This window comes from Streptomyces sp. NPDC001536 (genome assembly GCF_042894505.1).
Lineage (GTDB): Bacteria > Actinomycetota > Actinomycetes > Streptomycetales > Streptomycetaceae > Streptomyces.
On record NZ_JBIAVQ010000001.1, the window covers coordinates 691,032 to 709,093 of the forward strand.

General features: G+C 72.6%; 18 protein-coding genes. 4 read left to right on the top strand and 14 right to left on the bottom strand.

All coding sequences use genetic code 11. The annotated features are described in order from the left end of the window. Positions 1–28 precede the first annotated feature (28 nt). The 3 genes from ACFY0U_RS03155 to ACFY0U_RS03165 form a co-directional block, all read right to left on the bottom strand. Positions 29–769, bottom strand: coding sequence for a hypothetical protein (locus ACFY0U_RS03155; protein WP_388629329.1), 741 nt, complete (start codon positions 767–769; stop codon positions 29–31). Between the two features lies 1 nt (position 770). Continuing rightward, a complete protein-coding gene (locus ACFY0U_RS03160) occupies positions 771–1,316 on the bottom strand; it encodes a sigma-70 family RNA polymerase sigma factor (RefSeq protein WP_388629332.1) in 546 nt (181 codons plus the stop codon). Between the two features lie 86 nt (positions 1,317–1,402). Then, positions 1,403–1,564 (bottom strand): hypothetical protein, encoded by a 162-nt coding sequence (locus ACFY0U_RS03165; RefSeq protein ID WP_388629335.1) that lies wholly within the window; start codon positions 1,562–1,564, stop codon positions 1,403–1,405. Positions 1,565–1,766: 202 nt separating this feature from the next. Between ACFY0U_RS03165 and ACFY0U_RS03170 the strand changes: the two genes are divergently transcribed. Further along, positions 1,767–2,783, top strand: coding sequence for an aspartate-semialdehyde dehydrogenase (locus ACFY0U_RS03170; protein ID WP_388629338.1), 1,017 nt, complete (start codon positions 1,767–1,769; stop codon positions 2,781–2,783). A gap of 32 nt (positions 2,784–2,815) precedes the next feature. Here the strand turns inward: ACFY0U_RS03170 and ACFY0U_RS03175 are convergent, their stop codons facing one another. Further along, the gene (locus tag ACFY0U_RS03175) at positions 2,816–3,286 is read right to left on the bottom strand and encodes a DUF1203 domain-containing protein (RefSeq protein WP_388629341.1); all 471 of its coding nucleotides are present in this window, start codon (positions 3,284–3,286) and stop codon (positions 2,816–2,818) included. 121 nt (positions 3,287–3,407) lie between these two features. On the opposite strand from ACFY0U_RS03175, the gene pepN reads away from it, so the two are divergent. After that, complete coding sequence (pepN, locus tag ACFY0U_RS03180; RefSeq protein WP_388629344.1) at positions 3,408–5,981, top strand: aminopeptidase N; 2,574 nt, start codon at positions 3,408–3,410, stop codon at positions 5,979–5,981. Positions 5,982–6,041: 60 nt separating this feature from the next. On the opposite strand, the gene ACFY0U_RS03185 is transcribed toward pepN, so the two are convergent. The 6 genes from ACFY0U_RS03185 to ACFY0U_RS03210 all read right to left on the bottom strand — a co-directional run bounded on the left by ACFY0U_RS03185 (position 6,042) and on the right by ACFY0U_RS03210 (position 11,971). After that, complete coding sequence (locus ACFY0U_RS03185) at positions 6,042–7,019, bottom strand: CU044_5270 family protein (RefSeq protein WP_388629347.1); 978 nt, start codon at positions 7,017–7,019, stop codon at positions 6,042–6,044. Then, complete coding sequence (locus ACFY0U_RS03190; protein ID WP_388629349.1) at positions 7,016–7,612, bottom strand: RNA polymerase sigma factor; 597 nt, start codon at positions 7,610–7,612, stop codon at positions 7,016–7,018. Before ACFY0U_RS03190 ends, ACFY0U_RS03185 begins: the two co-directional genes overlap by 4 nt. A gap of 159 nt (positions 7,613–7,771) precedes the next feature. Then, positions 7,772–8,677, bottom strand: a complete 906-nt coding sequence (locus ACFY0U_RS03195; protein WP_388629352.1) for a LysR substrate-binding domain-containing protein — start codon at positions 8,675–8,677, stop codon at positions 7,772–7,774. 10 nt (positions 8,678–8,687) lie between these two features. Further along, positions 8,688–9,587 (bottom strand): DMT family transporter, encoded by a 900-nt coding sequence (locus ACFY0U_RS03200; RefSeq protein ID WP_388629355.1) that lies wholly within the window; start codon positions 9,585–9,587, stop codon positions 8,688–8,690. Between the two features lie 35 nt (positions 9,588–9,622). Further along, positions 9,623–10,564 (bottom strand): EamA family transporter, encoded by a 942-nt coding sequence (locus ACFY0U_RS03205; protein ID WP_388629358.1) that lies wholly within the window; start codon positions 10,562–10,564, stop codon positions 9,623–9,625. 54 nt (positions 10,565–10,618) lie between these two features. Continuing rightward, entirely contained in the window at positions 10,619–11,971 is a 1,353-nt protein-coding gene (locus tag ACFY0U_RS03210) for an MFS transporter (RefSeq protein WP_388629361.1), read from the bottom strand. Between the two features lie 162 nt (positions 11,972–12,133). Here ACFY0U_RS03210 and ACFY0U_RS03215 point away from each other — a divergent pair, with 162 nt between their 5' ends. Beyond that, positions 12,134–12,655 carry a MarR family winged helix-turn-helix transcriptional regulator gene (locus ACFY0U_RS03215; protein ID WP_388629363.1) on the top strand — a complete coding sequence of 174 codons (522 nt, stop codon included), beginning with the start codon at positions 12,134–12,136 and terminating at the stop codon, positions 12,653–12,655. Between the two features lie 210 nt (positions 12,656–12,865). On the opposite strand, the gene ACFY0U_RS03220 is transcribed toward ACFY0U_RS03215, so the two are convergent. After that, positions 12,866–14,332 carry an FAD-dependent monooxygenase gene (locus tag ACFY0U_RS03220; protein WP_388629366.1) on the bottom strand — a complete coding sequence of 489 codons (1,467 nt, stop codon included), beginning with the start codon at positions 14,330–14,332 and terminating at the stop codon, positions 12,866–12,868. 156 nt (positions 14,333–14,488) lie between these two features. On the opposite strand from ACFY0U_RS03220, the gene ACFY0U_RS03225 reads away from it, so the two are divergent. Continuing rightward, positions 14,489–15,091: a TetR family transcriptional regulator gene (locus ACFY0U_RS03225; protein WP_388629368.1), complete on the top strand. Its 603-nt coding sequence runs from the start codon at positions 14,489–14,491 to the stop codon at positions 15,089–15,091. Between the two features lie 135 nt (positions 15,092–15,226). Here the strand turns inward: ACFY0U_RS03225 and ACFY0U_RS03230 are convergent, their stop codons facing one another. From ACFY0U_RS03230 to ACFY0U_RS03240, 3 genes are all read right to left on the bottom strand, one after another. Then, positions 15,227–15,502, bottom strand: a complete 276-nt coding sequence (locus tag ACFY0U_RS03230) for a hypothetical protein (RefSeq protein WP_388629371.1) — start codon at positions 15,500–15,502, stop codon at positions 15,227–15,229. A gap of 87 nt (positions 15,503–15,589) precedes the next feature. Further along, positions 15,590–17,677: a 4-alpha-glucanotransferase gene (gene malQ / locus ACFY0U_RS03235; protein ID WP_388629374.1), complete on the bottom strand. Its 2,088-nt coding sequence runs from the start codon at positions 17,675–17,677 to the stop codon at positions 15,590–15,592. After that, the gene (locus tag ACFY0U_RS03240; protein WP_388629377.1) at positions 17,678–17,908 is read right to left on the bottom strand and encodes a hypothetical protein; all 231 of its coding nucleotides are present in this window, start codon (positions 17,906–17,908) and stop codon (positions 17,678–17,680) included. Positions 17,909–18,062: the final 154 nt, after the last annotated feature.

Sequence of the window (18,062 nt, forward strand, 5' to 3'; positions counted from 1 at the left end):
GCGCCCGCCCCTTCGTCGTGCCCCCCTGTCAGCAGGACAGCCCGCGCGACTCCGGCAACGAGGCCTGGATCCAGGCCCGTTCCCGGGCGACCTGCTGCTCCCCGACCACCCAGTGGTCCGGCACCGCGTCGCCCTTCGGGACCCCGAACAGCACCCGGTCGCCCTTGACGAGACCGCGGGCGAACGTGTCCTCGATGACGTAGGTGAGGCGCTCCGGGCGCTTCTCCTCCTGCTTGTAGTAGCGGATCACGTCCACGGAGATCCTCAACTGCACTCCGTCCACGAGGCGTTCGACCGAGGTGACGGTGCCCTCGGCGACCAGGCGCGTGCAGGCGAGATAGTGCGGGCTGCCGAAGCGGGTGCCGGCCTCGGTGCCGACGTTGGTGTCGGCCTCGGACTTCTGGGCACTGGCCCCGCTGTCGTCCGACCCGGACATGGCGCTGGGCCCGCCCGTGGCGACCAGCCAGCCCAGACCGGCGACCACGGTGGCCGCCACGGCCACCGCGAGGCCGCCGAGGGTGAGTTTGGGGACCCAGAGGCGGGCGCGTGAGGGACCCACCCGAGCCGGCTTCGGGGCCGGGGCCGGGAGTGGGGATGGTTCGGCGAGGGTGTGGCCGATGACGCCCAGTTGCTCGCGCAGGAGCCTCAAGTCGGCGCTCGCCGCGCGGTGTTCGGCCATGAAGGCGGAGTCTCTGCGGGCTTCCTCGGACAGGGGTTCGTCGGTGATCGCGGCCATCAGCGCGTCGATGCCGTCGTGTTCGGCGGTCACGTCACACCACCTCACCCTCGTGCAGACGGGCGCGCAGCGCGCGGACCGCCGTGTGCAGCCTGCTCTTGACCGTGCCCTCGGGGACGCCGAGCTCGTGCGCGATGTCGCGCACCGGCAGGTCGGCGAAGAAACGCAGGACGAGGACCTGGCGCTGGGCGTCAGGCAGTTCGTCGAGACCCTGGGCGACGGCGAGGGAGAGCACGCTGGTGTCCTCGCCCGAGGGATGCTCCAACTGGCGCAGTGAGGCGAGGCGTTCGCCGATCCGCTCCTGGCGGCGCTTGGCGCGGTGCCAGTCCATGGCGAGGTTGGAGGCGACGACGGCCGCCCACGCGGAGACGTCGCGCGGCGCCTCGTACCCCTTCGCCGCCCGCTCCAGCAACCGCAGGCGGACCTGCTGCACCCCGTCCATCAGGTCCGCCTGCGGTACGCCGCCGAGCGCGAGCACGGCCCGCACCCGACGTTCCTGAGCCGCGTCGAGGGGGTCGTCCGGCCCGTCATGGACACCGTCCCCCAGGCCGCGACGGGCCTTTCTGCGCAGCACAGCCACCCCTCTCCTCGCCGCGTTTCCTCTATGACGCCGGTGCGGGCGGAAACGTTCGGCCCGATTCCCGGAATTCTTTCTTCACATGATCTTCACTGCCGTCGGCGCTGATCGACGCCGCCCCCGTGCTGGGCGCCCGGACCCCCGGTGACCGGAATGGAGTCGTACGTCACATCGGGCCCGAGGCCGAGCCGGTGGCCGTCGGGACCGACATGATCCACGTCTTCGAACTCGACGAAAATCTGTTCCCGCACCGCAAACTCGCCGCATCTTCCGGCCCGCACCGCGTTTCGAGCGCGTTCCTCCACGTCAGGTCGCTCGCCGAGTGGACGCTGGAACCGCGCCCCTGGCAGGAGTGGCGTCCCACCCCTCGGGCAAACGATTGGACACACCGGCCCGGATGAGACGCATGATGGAAACGTCCAGGCCACGTAAACGCCACGCAAAGGAGTCGCTGTGAGGGTCGGAATCGTCGGAGCCACCGGTCAGGTCGGCACGGTCATGCGCAGGATCCTCAAGGAGCGCGCCTTCCCGGTCACCGAGCTGCGGCTGTTCGCCTCGGCCCGCTCCGCGGGGTCGGTCCTGGACGGCGTGACGATCGAGGACGCCTCGACGGCGGACTACACCGGCCTGGACATCGTGCTGTTCTCCGCGGGCGGCGCCACCTCCAAGGCGCTGGCCGAGAAGGTCGCCTCGCAGGGCGCGGTCGTGATCGACAACTCCTCGGCCTGGCGCAAGGACCCCGAGGTCCCCCTGGTCGTCTCCGAGGTCAACCCGCACGCCATCGCGGACCGCCCCAAGGGCATCATCGCCAACCCGAACTGCACCACGATGGCCGCGATGCCGGTCCTGAAGGTCCTGGACGCCGAGGCGGGCCTTCAGGCCCTCGTCGCCACCACCTACCAGGCGGTCTCCGGCTCGGGTCTCGCGGGCGTGGCCGAGCTGCACGGCCAGGTCCAGAAGGTCGTCGCCGACGCGGACAAGCTGACCCACGACGGCGAGGCGGTCGAGTTCCCGGAGCCGCAGGTCTACAAGCGGCCCATCGCCTTCAACGTGCTGCCCTTCGCCGGCAACCTCGTCGAGGACGGCCTGAACGAGACGGAGGAGGAGCAGAAGCTCCGCAACGAGTCCCGCAAGATCCTGGAGCTCCCCGAGCTCAAGGTCTCCGGCACCTGTGTCCGTGTCCCGGTCTTCTCCGGCCACTCCCTCCAGATCAACGCCCGCTTCGCGCGTCCCCTGTCCCCGGAGCGCGCGACGGAGCTGCTGGCCGGGGCGCCGGGGGTGGCGCTCTCCGAGATCCCGACCCCGCTCCAGGCAGCCGGCAAGGACGCCTCGTACGTGGGCCGCATCCGCAAGGACGAGACCGTCGACCACGGCCTCGCCCTGTTCATCTCCAACGACAACCTCCGCAAGGGCGCGGCCCTGAACGCGGTACAGATCGCGGAGCTGGTGGCGGCGGAGCTGAAGGACTAGGGCCGCCGGACCTCGTAGCGGGGGCCGACGGGCTAGGGCCGCCGGACCTCGTAATGGAAGCAGCCGTACTCGACGGCCCGGACGTGGACCAGCGCCACGGCCGGGTCGTCGAACGCGTTTCGGAAGGCGTTGTCGTCGATCGTGTCGACCAGCTCTCCGCCCAGGATGTGCCCCTCGGCGGAGTACCGGCGGACCGTCCGGTGGGCGTTCGCGAAGGGGTAGCCGTCGGGCTGCGGCCCCGCGCACTCCTCGGCGTGGATGAAGACGGGGCCCTGCTCGTCGTACGCGCCCGGCTCGGCGCCCGTTTCCGCAGCCCAGCGCCGCAGCGGGGCGTAGGAGACGAGGGCGATCCGCTCGCCCGGCGCGCTGCGCCGCAGACAGCAGCGCAGCGGTGCCCCGCCCTCCTCGTCGGTCACGGGAACCAACTCGCGTCCCGCGTCGTCCGTGGAGCGGAGCTCTTTCAGGATCTCGGGGGTGATGGGGCGTGGGGTGTAGGTGGTCATGTCTCCCACACTCGCGCGTGTCCGCGCCGGTCACCGGCGGGTTTTGGACATCGCGTTCGGTACGGGACCCGTGGAAGGATGGCCGAACCGCCGAACCCACACATAACGAGGAGATGACCGCGTGCCTGGCACAAACCTGACTCGCGAAGAGGCGCAACAGCGGGCGAAGCTGCTGAGCGTCGACTCGTACGAGATCGATCTCGACCTCTCCGGCGCGCAAGAGGGCGGTACCTACCGGTCCGTGACCACGGTGCGCTTCGACGTCGCCGAGAACGGATCGGAGACCTTCATCGACCTGGTGGCCCCGGCCGTCCACGAGGTGACGCTCAACGGGGACCCGCTCGACCCGGCCGAGGTCTTCAAGGACTCCCGCATCGCGCTCCCCGGCCTGCTGGAGGGCCGCAATGTGCTCCGCGTGGTCGCGGACGCCGCGTACACCAACACCGGTGAGGGTCTGCACCGCTTCGTCGACCCGGTCGACCAGCAGGCCTACCTCTACACCCAGTTCGAGGTGCCGGACGCCCGCCGTGTCTTCGCCTCCTTCGAGCAGCCCGACCTGAAGGCCACCTTCCAGTTCACCGTGAAGGCCCCCTCCGGCTGGACCGTCATCTCCAACTCCCCGACGCCGGAGCCGAAGGACGACACCTGGGTCTTCGAGCCGACCCCGCGGATCTCGTCGTACATCACCGCTCTCATCGTCGGCCCGTACCACTCGGTCCACAGCGTGTACGAGAAGGACGGCCAGTCCGTGCCGCTCGGCATCTACTGCCGGCCCTCCCTCGCCGAGTTCCTCGACTCGGACGCGATCTTCGAGGTCACGCGGCAGGGCTTCGAGTGGTTCCAGGAGAAGTTCGACTACGCGTACCCGTTCAAGAAGTACGACCAGCTGTTCGTGCCGGAGTTCAACGCGGGCGCGATGGAGAACGCGGGCGCGGTCACCATCCGCGACCAGTACGTGTTCCGCTCGAAGGTCACCGACGCCGCGTACGAGATGCGTGCCGAGACGATCCTGCACGAGCTGGCGCACATGTGGTTCGGCGACCTTGTCACCATGGAGTGGTGGAACGACCTGTGGCTGAACGAGTCGTTCGCCACCTACACGTCGATCGCCTGCCAGGCGTACGCCCCGGACAGCCGCTGGCCGCACTCGTGGACGACGTTCGCCAACTCCATGAAGACGTGGGCGTACCGCCAGGACCAGCTGCCCTCCACGCACCCGATCATGGCCGAGATCCGCGACCTCGACGACGTGCTGGTCAACTTCGACGGCATCACGTACGCCAAGGGCGCCTCCGTCCTGAAGCAGCTCGTCGCCTACGTCGGCATGGACGAGTTCTTCGGCGGCGTGCAGGCGTACTTCAAGCGCCACGCGTTCGGCAACACCCGGCTGTCCGACCTGCTGGGCGCGCTGGAGGAGACCTCCGGGCGTGACCTGAAGAACTGGTCGGAGAAATGGCTCCGGACGGCCGGCATCAACATCCTGCGCCCCGAGATCGAGACGGACGAGCACGGTGTCATCACCTCGTTCGCGATCCGCCAGGAGGCCCCGGCACTCCCGGCGGGCGCGCAGGGCGAACCCACCCTCCGTCCGCACCGCATCGCCGTCGGCCTGTACGAACTGGACGACGCCAGCGGCAAGCTGGTGCGCGACGAGCGCGTCGAGCTGGACGTGGACGGCGAGCTGACGGCCGTACCGCAGCTGGTGGGCAAGCGCCGTCCGGCGGTGGTCCTGCTCAACGACGACGACCTGTCGTACGCGAAGGTCCGCCTGGACGAGCAGTCCCTGGCCTTCGTGACGGAGCACCTGGGCGACTTCGAGTCCTCGCTGCCGCGCGCGCTGTGCTGGGCCTCGGCGTGGGACATGACCCGCGACGCCGAACTGGCCACCCGCGACTACCTCTCCCTCGTCCTGTCCGGCATCGGCAAGGAGTCGGACATCGGTGTCGTGCAGTCCCTGCACCGCCAGGTGAAGCTGGCGATCGAGCTGTACGCCGACCCGGCCGCCCGCGAGGCGCTGCTGACCCGCTGGACGGACGCCACGCTGGCGCATCTGCGCTCGGCGGCCGCGGGCAGCGACCACCAGCTGGCGTGGGCGCGCGCGTTCGCGGCGACGGCCCGTACGCCGGAGCAGCTGGACCTCCTGGACGCCCTGTTGGAGGGCTCGCAGACGATCGAGGGCCTGGCCGTCGACACCGAGCTGCGCTGGGCGTTCGTGGAGCGCCTGGCGTCGGTCGGCCGCTTCGACGAGGCGGAGATCGCGGGCGAGTACGAGCGGGACAAGACCGCGGCCGGCGAGCGGCACGCGGCCACCGCCCGTGCCGCCCGTCCGACCGAGGAGGCCAAGGCCGAGGCCTGGGCCCAGGTCATCGAGTCCGACAAGCTGCCGAACGCGGTGCAGGAGGCGGTCATCGGAGGCTTCGTCCAGACCGGGCAGCGCGAGCTGCTCGCGTCGTACACGGACAAGTACTTCGAGGTGGTCAAGGGCATCTGGGACACCCGCTCCCACGAGATCGCCCAGCAGATCGCGGTCGGCCTCTACCCCTCGATCCAGGTCTCCCAGGAGACCCTGGACAAGACGGACGCCTGGCTGGCCTCCGCCGAGCCCAACGCGGCCCTGCGCCGCCTGGTCTCGGAGTCCCGCGCGGGCGTGGAGCGCGCGCTGCGGGCGCAGGCGGCGGACGCGGCGGCCCAGTAGCCGCTTCCGCTACGACGACGAGGGGCGCCCGGTGCCGCACCGGGCGCCCCTTGCGGGTGCTCAGGGGCGGGCGCCGGGCTTGTCGACGACGCCCCAGGCGTCACGGGCGTTGACGATCTGCCCGTCGGACTTGTTCTCCCCGAGGTAGGCGTAGCTCTCGGGATCGAAGAAGATCTCCTGCTTGCCCTGCCAGCCCGACGGGATCTTCTCGGCGTAGTTCACGCTCACACTGATCGCCGCGCGGCCGAGCGGGTCCTTCACGCCGGTCGTCACCCGGGCGCCGGGGATCTTCGCGAGTGCCCGGAACAGGCCCGCCTGGACCTTCGGCGGGATCAGCACCGACCGGTACAGGACGTTGATCTCCCGCCAGTCGCGCTGGGCGCGCGTCTCCCCCTTGATGTCACCGATGGCGTGCTCCTCGCGGATGCGCTTCATCATGCGGTCGGGGTCGCTCGGCAGGGTGGCGAGGAAGCGGTAGAACTGCCGCTGGGAGCGGTCGTCGTAGCCCTCCTTCTTCCACTTCTCCTCCTGGTTGGGGCCGTACCAGACCTGGAGCTTGTCCGGGTCGAAGTCCGAGATGTCACCGGGCGGGGCGATACCGGGCAGGTTGGCGTGCCCGGTGCCGTCCCAGCGGGTCCACTCCTCGCTGGTCCGCGGCTTGCCCTGGCCGAAGACGGTGCTCTTCTCGTACACCCACTGCTTCGGCCCCGGCTCGGTGGCGCCGTGCTTCTCGACGGTGGCGGCGGCCAGTTCGAGGGCGTCGGCGGAGGCGCCGGCCGACAGCATCTGGGGGCCCGTGCCCGCGGGGGCGCCGGTGCCGTCCTCGGGCAGCGTCGTGAGGATCCCGGCGGTCACGGCGAGGGCCCCCGCGGTGGCGGCGCCGACCAGGATCATCCGGCGCCGGGGAAGGGCGGCACGCGCAGGGCGGGTCTCCTGCCGGAACGCCGCGGTGAGCCGGGCGCGCGGGGCTGCGAGCCGGTCGGCGTCGGGAAGGGGGGCGTCGGCGCGCAGGCCGCGGAATTCGGAGAGCTCGTTCATGCGGGGTCACCTTCGTGGATGCGAGCTTCGATGAAAGGGCCGTCCGCCGCGCCGGTCGCGGCACGCAGCTTTCTTCGGGCGCGGTTGAGGCGGGAGCGGACGGTGCCCACGGGGATGTCGAGGGCCTCGGCGATCTCCTGGTAGCTGAAGTCGGCCCAGGCGAAGAGCAGCAGCACGTGCCGGTCGCCCGCGGAGAGTCCGGCCAGCGCCTTGGCCAGCGGGCGGGAGGCGGCCTCGGCGGCGAGGCGGTCGTCGGCGGAGTCGGTCCAGCTCTCGGCGACCGGGTCGTGGCCGGTGCGGGCGAGCAGCTTCAGCGCCTTGACCTCCTCGCGGCGGTGCCGGCCGATCTGCTTGGCGGCGATGCCGTGCAGCCAGGGCCGGACGCCGGCCCGCGCGGGGTCGAACCGGGCCCGTATCCGGAAGGCCGTCAGGAACGTCTCCGCGGTGACGTCGTCGGCCGCGTCCCGGCCGAGCCGCCGGGCGACGTACTGGTGGATGGCGGGAGCATGACGGTCGAAGAGCGCCGCGAAGCGCTCGGGTTCCTCGAGCGACGCCGCGATGAGGGCGGTGTCACTGTCGGCCAGGTCGGTCATGGACAGTCCGTCCGTGTGGTGGGGTCGGTGGGGTCGGGTCGGGTCGGGTCGGGTCGGGTCGGTGGAAGTGACGGTGTTCAACCTGTACTTGCCGACTCACGGCGAACGGGTTCACGGGAGGATGCACACCGGCTCGGCCCCTCGCCTCCCGGCCCCGCCTCAGCCGCCGTACCCCGCCGCGACCTCCCGCAGCGCGCCGAGCACCTTCGCCACCGCCGCCCCCTCCTCCGCGCCCTTCCGCACGGCCGCCACGATGTGCCGGACCGGGCGGTCCGAGCTCAGCTCCCGCATCACCACCCCGTCCCGCCGCGCCGCGGCCGTCCGTGGTACCAGGGCCACGCCCATCCCCGCCTCGACCATCGCGAGGATCGCCGTCCACCCCGCCGCGGAGTGCCCCTGACGCGGGCTGAACCCGGCCGCCTCGCACGCCCCGCGCGTGATGTCGGACCAGGGCCCGCTGCCGCCGAAGATCCAGGACTCCCCGGCGAGATGGGCCAGCCGCAGCCCCTCGGCGGCCGCCAGCCCGTGGCCGCGCGGCAGTGCGACGTCCAGCGGGTCCGCGAGCAGCTCCACGCGGGTGAACCGGCCGTCCCCCACCTCCGGCGCCTGCGCGGCCAGGGACAGCGCGAGGTCGACCTCGCCGCCGGCCAGCAGCTCGTACGCCTCCCCGGCCTCCGTCTCGCGCACCCGCACGCTCACCCCCGGGTGCGTCGCCCGCAGGGCCCGTACGGCGGGCACCACCAGCGCGGGCACGGCGGTGGAGAAGGCGCCGACCCGCACCTCACCGACCTCGCCGTGCGCGTACGCCGACAACTCGGCGTCCGCCCGCTCCAGTTGCTCGAACACCGCCTCCGCGTGCCGCAGCACCAGCCGTGCCGCGTCCGTGAGCCGCACCCGCCGCCCCTGCGCCTCCAGCAACGGCACGCCCAGCTGCCTGGACAGGTTGGTCAGCTGCTGCGACACCGCGGACGGCGTCATCCGCAGCGCCTCGGCCGTCGCGGTCACGGTGCCCTGCTCCCGCAGCGTCCGCAGGATCCGCAGTTTCCGGATGTCCCAGTCGAGCATGGCGGCCAACCTATCCGGCCGCACCCAGCATCACCCCGCCGAGGATCAGCGCCATGCACAGCGCCTGCGCCGCGGAGACCGTCTCGCCGAGCAGGACCCAGGACAGCAGGGCCACGCACAGGGGCTGGAGGTAGTACACGACTCCGGCCCGGGACGGACCGACGAGAGCGACGGCCCGGTTCCAGGCGAAGAAGGCGACGGCCGAGGAGAGGACGCCGACGTACAGCAGGGGCAGCACGGTGCCGGCCGTCGGCTCGAACCCGCCCTGGACGGCGAGGCTCACCCCCTGCGCGGGCAGCAGCAGGACGGTGCCGCACAGAAAGGTCGTGAACAGGAAGGCCGTACCGCCGAGTTCGGCCGGCTTGCGGCGCAGCAGCGCGCTGTACGACCCGAAGCAGCAGGCCGCCGCGATCATCCACAGGTCACCCGCGGCGAGCCCCGCCCCGCCACCGACCAGCAGCACCACGCCCCCGCACGCGACCAGCAGCCCTCCGACCCGGCGCGCGCCCAGCCGTGTGCCGCCCAGCCGCTCGAACACCGCCATCAGGACCGGCGAAGCGGCCATGATCATGCCCATGTTGGCGGCCGAGGTGGTCGACCCGGCCTGGTTGACGAGCGTGTTGTAGACGGTCACCCCGAGCAGCGAGGCGAGCACCACGAAACCGGAGTGCCGTCTGATCAGCTTCCGCTGCCGCCAGGCCTGCCGGGCCCCGAAGGGGGCGACCGCGACGAGGGCGACGGTCCAGCGCCAGAAGGCCTGCTGGACGGGCGGCACGCTGTCGTGCAGCGCGCGGGAGGTGACGAAGCTGCCGGACCAGACGACGGTCGCGACGGCGGCGAGCAGCACCCCGAGGGCGGCTGCCCTCGGGGCGGAGGTCGTACGGGCGGTCCTGTCGAGGACGACGGTCACTCGGGTCCTTCCACTGGGCGGTGATCTCGGTGGATCTACCGTCGCAGCGCCGCATCTGTCACGTCCATCGAATCTTTTCGACCATTCCTTTCAGGAAAACTGAACGATCGACGGACCGTACGCGCCTCCCGCTGCCCCACCTGTCCCGCCACCGTCGCCCCGAACGCCACCGCCATCCCGGCCAGTTGGACCGGCGTCAGCGCCTGTCCGAGCGCCGCCCAGCCGACGATCGCGGCGGTCAGCGGGGAGAGCGGGCCGAGGAAGGTGACCTGGGTGGCGCTGAGGCGGCCGATGCCGCGGAACCAGAGCCAGTACGAGACGGCCGTGTTCGCCAGCGCCAGATAGAGGTAGCCGCCGACCGCCCGCCCGTCGAGCGCGGGCGGGGCACCCTCGACCAGCAGCGCGAGCGGCGCGATGAGCAGCCCGCCCGCGGTCAGCTGCCACCCGGTGAGCGCGAGCGGTCCCACCCCGTCGGGCCGCCCCCACCGCTTGGTCAGCACGGTCCCGGCGGACATCGAGGCGGCCGAGCCGAAGGCCGCCAGCACCCCCACCACATCGAGCGCCCCGGCCGCCTTCAGTACGACGAGACTGACCCCGAACGCCGCGACGACCCCGGTGACCACACTCCGCGCGGTCGGCCGCTGCCCCAGCAGCAGCGCCGACAGCCCTACGACGAGCAGCGGCCCCACCGACCCGACGACCGCGGCCATGCCGCCGGGCAGCCGGTACGCCGACAGGAACAGCAGCGGGAAGAACGCACCGATGTTCAGCGCCCCGAGCACCGCCGCCTTCCACCACCAGGCCCCCTTCGGCAGCACCCGCGCGACCCCGAGCAGCAGCAGCCCGGCGGGCAGAGCGCGCACCAGTCCGGTGAACAGGGGACGGTCGGCCGGGAGGAACTCGGTGGTGACGGCGTAGGTGGTGCCCCAGGAGATGGGAGCGAGGGCGGTGAGGAGGATGGTCGCGGACCGGGTCATGACCGTTTCCCTTCAGGGTGGTTGGAGTGAGAGGGCGCCTTCAGGAGCTGCCTCTCAGGAGTCGGCGGTACTCCGGTCGGTGGTCTCCGCGGGAGCCGTCCGGCCGCCGACCGCTCCGGCGGCATTCCGGCCTACGGCCTCCCCGGGCGCGGTGCGGACGACGGTCTCCGCGACGGGCCGTACCGCGTCCGCCGGCAGGTGCCGTTCCACGCGGAGCAGCAGTGCCGCGGCCACGGCGGAGGTGAGGACGAGGGCCGCCCAGGGAACCCGGCCGTCCACCGCGAGCAGGGCCGTGAACAGCGAGGGCGCCACCGCCTTCGCCAGGGACCAGGACATCTGGTAGGCCGCCAGATACCGGCCGCGCACGGCCGCGGGCGCCGCCGACACGGCGAGGACCTCGGCGGCGGGGCTGTGGACCAGCTCGCCGAGCGTGTAGACGAGGATCACGGCGACGAGGGCGCCGCCCAGCACCGGGCCGGAGTCCGGCCGTAGCGTGCCCAGCGCGATCTGGGCGAGGAACGCCACCGCGAACAGTCCCGCGCCCAGCGCCGCCGCCCGGGTGCGCCGGGCACCGGCCCTGCGGACCCGCCCGCCGACGAACACCCCGGCCGCCGCGCACAGCACGGTGTTGATGGTGAACGCGGCACCGGTGAGCACGGCGGGCCCGTGCAGCCACTCCACGATGAACAGCGGGAAGAGCACGGACAGGGCCGAATAGCTGAGCGCGTTCAGGAAGTTGGCGCCGGTGAGGACCAGGAAGGGCCGGTCGGCCAGCACGAGCCGGTAACCGGCCCCGCGTGCCGTCGCCCCGGCCGTCTCGTCCCGGCCGCGCACCGGCCGCAGCGGCAGCAGCAGCGGTGCGGCGAGGGCGAAGGACAGGGCGTTGCCCCAGGCCGCGTAGGTGTAGCCGGTGCTGCCGGCGAAGGCGATGACCAGCGTGGCGAGCAGGGCGCCCGCGCCGTTGCCGGCGTTCTGCAGCGCGCGCGTGGCCGCCTGGAGCCGGTCGCGTCCGGCGCCGCGCGCCACCTCGCCGATGAGCGAGGCCTGTACGGCGGGGAAGGCGCGGTCGGCGGCGGCCGTGACCAGGGCGACCGCGGCGAAGGCGGTGAGGGAGTGGGCGAAGGGGTAGAGCGCGAAACCGGCGGCACGGACGCCGTACACCGCGAGTTGGACGCGCTTCGCGCCGTACCGGTCGACGGCCGTGCCGGCCAGCGGGAGGGCGGCGATGCCCGCGAGGCCGGTCACGGTGAGCACCAGGCCGACGACGGTGAAGGAGAGACCGGTGACGTAGTGGAAGAACACCAGGGTGAAGGGGACGTACATGCCCGTGCCGACACCGTTGACGGCGGCGGCGACGGGCAGGGCCCACTCCCCCGGTATGCGCTCGGTCTTCGCCGCTTTCCCCATGACGACCCCTAGAGAAGAAGACGTGCGGTGGCACGCCAGGAAGTAACTTGCTCGAAAGCAGCTTAGCGCTAAGTAACTTTCCCGCAATCCGCTTCCCGGCAATCCACTTGCTCGCGAGCTACTTTCTTGCGGGCGACCGGTCCGCGGGCGGATACTCCCCCCATGAACGCCACGCCGCAGCAGCCCTCCAGGGACCCCGTCGACGCGATCATCGAGCAGTGGGGCACCGTGCGGCCCGACCTCGACACCCGGGCGATGGAGGTCTTCGGGCGGATCTTCCGGCTGTCCCGGGCCATGGGCGACCGGATGGAGAAGGCGTACGCCCCCTACGGGATCTCCCGGGGCGAGTTCGACGTCCTGGCCACCCTGCGCCGCGCCGGCGAGCCCTACACCCTCTCGCCCCGTCAGCTCTCCGCGACGCTGATGCTCACCACGGGTGGCATGACCGGCCGGCTCGACAAGCTGGAACGCGCGGGCCTGCTCCGCCGCTCCCCCGACCCGCACGACCGCCGGGGCCTCCAAGTCACCCTCACCGAGAAGGGGTTGACCGTCCTCGACGAGGCGGTCGGCGCCGGCCTCGCCACCGAGACCCAGGCGATGTCCGTCCTCAACGACGAACAGGCCGACCAACTGGCCGACCTGCTCCGCCACTTGCTGGCGGGAACCCAGACGCCCCCGCACTGATCGCTCCGCCGGAAACTCGGCGACGAGCCCAGGGACTGGCGGGGGGGGCGGGCGCGCCCGCGCGCTGCGATCCCTGCGCCCCTGCGCTGGGCGGGGGCGGGACTCCACTCGGGCCGCCCGATGCCGGGCGCGACGCGGCAGTCGCCCGCCGGCGCAGCCCCGCGCTCCTTCGCCGGGCGGGGCGGCACACAACTCCACCCAGCCCCCGGTTCACCCGACGGCAGCGGTGACCGCCTTCTCGACCGCCTCGGCGTCCGGTGCCTCCGCCGCCCAGGCCACGTATCCGTCGGGGCGGACCAGGACGGTCGTACGGCGGTCGCTCGCCCAGTGCTCCACGGTCAGCCGGTCCTTGCGGGTGCCCGAGTCCCTGTATGCCTCCGAGTCCGGGGTGATCAGGACGAACCGGCCGCCGCGCAGGGCCTCGTAGAGGCGGCCGCTCTCCAGGGCGACGTCGGGGACGCGGGTGCCGGTGAGGCGGTGGGCGCCGCGGGGGGCGGGGTACTTGTAGCCGATGCCGGAGATCTGGCCCAGGGCCTTGCGCCGGGCGGGCCCGACCGTGTTGCCGACGGCGGTGACGAGGGCGCGGACGGCGCGCAGTGCCGGGCTCTGGGCCCGGGCCAGCCGGACCAGTCCGCCGCTGCTGCGCAGTACCGCCTTGCCGACCGGGTGCCGCTCGGTCTCGTAGGTGTCGAGGAGTCCCTCGGGGGCCCATCCCTGGACGGCCGCGGCGAGCTTCCAGCTCAGGTTGGCCGCGTCCTGGAGGCCGGTGTTCATGCCCTGGCCGCCGGCCGGGGAGTGGATGTGCGCGGCGTCGCCGGCGAGGAAGACCCGCCCCACCCGGTAGCGCGGCGCCTGGCGTTCGTCGCTGTGGAAGCGGGAGAGCCAGCGGGCGTCGTGCATGCCGTAGTCGGTGCCCAGGGCGCGGCGGGTGACGTCCCTGACCTCGTCGAGGTCGATGGGAGCGTCGTCGGGGACCTCGTTCCGGCGGTTCCAGCCCATGACCCGGTACCAGCCGTCGCCGAAGGAGGCGATCATCGCGAAGCAGTCGCCCGCGCCGTTGACGGTGAGCACGTCCTCGGGCCGCTCGGCGAGCCGGACGTCCGCCAGGAACAGCGAGGTGATGACGGAGACCCCGGGGAAGTCCAGACCGATCGCCCGGCGTACGACGCTGTGGTGTCCGTCGGCGCCGACGACATAGGCCGCGCGGCGCACGGCGACCGTCCCGTCCGCGCCCCGCACCTCCAGCTCCACCCCGTCGGCGTCCTGCCGCAGCCCCACGACCTCGCTCTCATAGGCGAACTCGACCCCGGCCTCCCTGGCCCGCCGCTCCAGCAGCCGCTCGACCTCGTACTGCGGGGTGATCAGCAGGAACGGGAAGCGGGACGCCAGCGTGCCCAGGTCGAGCGTGAGGCGGTCGAAGGCCCGCAGGCCGGTGATGGTGTCGCCGGTGGCGAGCAGTTGGTCGGCGAGGCCGCGGGCGTCGAACTGCTCCAGGGTGCGGGCGTGCACCCCGAAGGCGCGGGAGAGGTTGCTGATCTTGTGGGGGCGCTTTTCGAGGAGGGTGACGGGGACGCCCGCGCCGGCGAGGTCGCCGGCGAGGAGCAGGCCGGTGGGGCCGGAGCCGACGACGATCACGGTGCGGCGGTCGGCCGTGCGGTGGGTGGCGGTGCCGGTCATGGTGGCCTCCTGTTGCCAACGTCCGTTTGCCAACGATTGTTTGCCAACGCTCGTTGACGAGACTAGCGAGCGCCGGAGCAAGGAGTCAACACTTGTTGGCAAACATTTGTTGGCAAGCGCTTGTTGGCAAACACCCGTTGGCCTACGCTCGTAGGCATGAACGGCAGCCACAGCGACACCACGACCACACCCCCCGGCCCAGGCACCCCCCGCCGCTCCGACGCCACCCGCGGCGCGATCCTCGCCGCGGCCCGCGAACGCTTCGCCGCCGACGGCTACGAGCGGGCCACCATCCGCGCGATCGCCAAGGACGCGGGCATCGATCCGTCCATGGTGATGCGCTACTACGGCAACAAGGAGGGCCTGTTCGCGGCGGCGGTCGCCATCGATCTGCGGCTGCCGGACGTGGGCGCGCTGCCCCGCAAGGACGTCGGCCGCGCTCTCGTCACCCACTTCCTCGCCACCTGGGAGGAGAACGAGGTGCTCACGGCGCTGCTGCGGGTCGGCGCGACGAACGCGGCCGGGGCCGAGCGGATGCAGGGCATCTTCCGGGACCAGTTGCTGCCGATCGCCGAGCGGGCGTGCCCGGACCCCCAGCAGGTGCCGGCGCGGGCCGCGCTGGTGTCGTCGCAGCTGCTGGGGCTCGCGCTGACCCGTTATGTGCTGCGGATCCCGTCCGCGGTGGCGCTGGCGCCCGAGGAGATCGTGGCGTGGCTGGCGCCGACGGTACAGCGGTATCTGACCGCGCCGAACCCCTGAGCGGCGGCGCGGGAGAACACGCCGAGGGCGCCGGCCTCACCCGCGTACGGCTTGCTGCGCGTACGTGCGGTGGGGTCGGCGCCCTCGGGGAACGTGCGGTGAGCGGTCAGGCCGTGGTGCCGGCCTCCGGCTCGGTCAGGCTCCGGCCTTGGCCTTCACGGGAACCTTGGTCTTCGCCTTCGGCCGGCGGTCCGTGGACTTGTCCAGGACCATCACCAGCCCGGTGATGACCGCGAAGATCGCGAGCGGGGCCACGACGAAGAGACCCAGCGTCTCCATGACGCTCAGGCCCGGACCGGGGTCGTCGCCGTCGTCGCGGGTGAGCGCGAGCGCGGGAGACGTCATGAGCAGCATCATCAGCGTCGTACCGGCAGCCAGGGCACCGGCGCGCAGGGCGTTCTTCTTGTCCACGATCCCAAAAGTATCGAATGCCTTATGGCCCCGCGCGCCCGGGGTGCCATACGTGGGCGACGGGAGGGGATCGCCGGTCCCCCGCCGTCACCCCGGCCCGACCGCGCGAGGACCACGCAGGACCTCCACCAAACCGTGCAGGCGCGGGGAGGCCGCCAGGTCCTCCAGCGTCACCGGCCTGCCCTCCGCGTCCGCGATCGGCAGCCGCCAGTTCGGGTACTGGTCCCATGTGCCCGGCAGGTTCTGGGGCCGGCGGTCGCCCACCGCGTCCGGGAGCCACACCCCCACCAGCCTGGCCGGTGTCCGCAGCAGGAACCGGTGCACGGCCTGGATCTCGGCCTCCTCCGTCGAGGTGCTGTGGCCGCCGCCGGTGCCGTGCAGCAGGCCCAGCCGGGCCAGTACCTCCAGCCACTCCCCGGTGTCCGCGGCCGCCTCGGTCCGTTCCTCCGCCAGTTCCCGGGTCAGCAGGCCCAGCCGGTAGCGGAGTTCGACGTGATCGCCCGTCAGCCGGGCCGCGGTGGACGGCAGGTCGTGGGTGGTCGCGGTGGCGAGGCAGTCGGCGCGCCAGCGGTCCGGCGGCAGAGGGCGGCCGTCGCCCTCCCAGTCCCGCTCGAACCAGAGCACCGACGTACCGAGCACCCCGCGTTCGCGCAGCGTCTCGCGCACCCCGGGCTCCACCGTGCCCAGGTCCTCGCCGATCACCACCGCCCCGGCGCGCGAGGCCTCCAGGACCAGGATCGCGAGCATGGCCTCGGCGTCGTAGCGGATGTACGTGCCCTCGGTCGGCGGGTGTCCCTGCGGGACCCACCAGAGGCGGAACAGGCCCATCACATGGTCGATGCGCAGCGCGCCGGCGTAGCGGAAGAGGGCTTTGAGCAGGCGTCGGTAGGGGGCGTAGCCGGACTCGGCCAGCCGGTCCGGGCGCCACGGCGGCAGCCCCCAGTCCTGCCCGCGCGCGTTGAACGCGTCCGGGGGCGCGCCGACCGACATCCCGGCCGCGAGGTAGCCCTGCTGCGCCCAGGCGTCGGCGCCCCCGGGGTGCACGCCGACCGCCAGATCGTGGATGATCCCGACCGGCATCCCGGCGTCCCGCGCCGCCTGCTGCGAGGCGACGAGCTGGGCGTCGGTGAGCCAGGCGAGGCGGCAGTGGAAGTCGACGCGGTCCATCAACTCGGAGCGGGCGCGGGCCGTTTCGGGCGAGCGGGGGTCCCGCAGGCCGGCCGGCCACCGGCTCCAGTCCGACCCGTGCACCTCCGCGAGCGCACACCAGGTCGCGTGGTCCTCCAGGGCCTCGCCCTCCTCGGCGAGGAAGTCGACGTACGCGGCCCGCCGGCCGGGGCCGAGCGGCACCTCGCGCACCAGCTCCAGCGCCTCGCGCTTGAGCTCCCACACGGCGTCCCGGTCGATCAACGCGCCCTTGTCCAGCACCGCTTCGCGCAGCCGCCCGGCCCGTTCGGCGAGCGAGCGCACGGCCTCGCGGTCGGTCACATGGGCGTACTCGGGCACGTCCTCGACCCGCAGATGGACCGGGTCCGGGAAGCGCCGCGAGGAGGGCCGGTACGGCGAGGGGTCCGTGGGGGCGCCGGGCACCGCCGCGTGCAGCGGGTTGACCTGCACGAACCCGGCGCCGAGCGCCCGCCCGGCCCAGGCGGTCAGCTCGGTGAGGTCACCGAGGTCGCCCATGCCCCAGGAGCGCCGGGAGAGCAGGGAGTACAGCTGGACGAGGAGTCCGTACGAGCGTCCGCCGGCCGTGGGGAGCCGGGCGGGGGCGACGACCAGATGGGACTCGGCCACCCGGCCGTCGGGCGCCGTGGCGGTCAACCGGTGCACCCCGGGCGGGAGTTGGTCGGCGGCGGCGCGCGTCTCGCCCTGTTCGGTCTCGATCCGCAGCCGAGTGCCCCTGGGCAGCTTCCCGAGGGACGCGGGCGGGCTGCCGCTCCAGCAGACCACCGTCGGCGGCAGCAGCCGGTCGCGCAGCTCGCGCTCACGGGCGGCCAGCGCGGCCGCGGGGCGGCCGGTGTCGACGCCGAGGGCGGCCAGGGCGAGGGTGACGGCGGTGGCCGAGGCGGCGACCGTACGGTCCGGGGACGGGCTGTAGGAGGTGGCGACGCCATACAGCTCGGCGAGACGTGACAGGTCCTCGGAAGGCGGTTCGGCCGACCCCTGCGCCGCCATCTACAGCCTCGCGAGGTCCGGCTCGAAGACCGCGGACTCGCTGGTCAGGTGTGCGGTTTCGGCGAGTGGCGGCTCGCTGGTGAGGGGCTCCGCGTCGGGCAGCGGTGCCTCACTGGTCAGCGGGATCTCGGCGCAGGCGCCCTCCGCGCTGAACACGCAGAAGTGCGGCTCGGGTTCGGGGGACGGCGGCTGCGCCACGGGTTTGGAGCGGGGGTGTGCGGGAGCGACCACGAGGGGCCTCCTTGTCGAGTACGGCGACCTTGCGGGTTATCGCAGCCCTACCCCGTGGGCGCCGTGGCAGACGTACGAATGGCTACAACGTGCATCTCGTCACATTCTGTTGCGTCCGTTCCGATGGCGCCGCCGCAGCGACACCACCCTGCCC